Origin of the sequence: Acidimangrovimonas sediminis (assembly GCF_002871005.1) — a bacterium.
GTDB classification, from domain to species: Bacteria; Pseudomonadota; Alphaproteobacteria; order Rhodobacterales; family Rhodobacteraceae; genus Acidimangrovimonas; species Acidimangrovimonas sediminis.
This window is the reverse complement of record NZ_PHSN01000107.1, coordinates 1-320: the sequence shown is the minus strand read 5'-3', so window position 1 is coordinate 320 and position 320 is coordinate 1. Positions and strand designations below refer to the sequence as shown.

General features: G+C 66.6%; 1 pseudogene. It reads left to right on the top strand.

The features are described from left to right. Position 1 precedes the first annotated feature (1 nt). A pseudogene (locus CVV76_RS24540) lies at positions 2-320 on the top strand (Re/Si-specific NAD(P)(+) transhydrogenase subunit alpha); the annotation flags it as partial.

Sequence of the window (320 nt, the reverse complement as noted above, 5' to 3'; positions counted from 1 at the left end):
CGTGAAGATCGGAACACCGAAGGAGGTTTTGCCTGGGGAATCGCGTGTTGCGATGACGCCGGAATCTGCCTTGCAGTTGCAGAAGCTGGGGCATGAGTGCCTTGTCGAGACGGGTGCGGGTGTGGCGGCCGGGTTCGACGATGCGGCCTATGAGGCGGCGGGTGTCGAGGTGGTGAAGACCGCGGCGGCGCTGTGGAAGGCGTCGGACGTGGTGGTGAAGGTGCGCGGGCCGGAGCCGGCCGAGGTGAAGCGGCTGAGCGCGGGCAAGACGCTGATTTCCTTCGTCTGGCCGGCGCAGAACGCCGAGCTGCTGGAGGAGT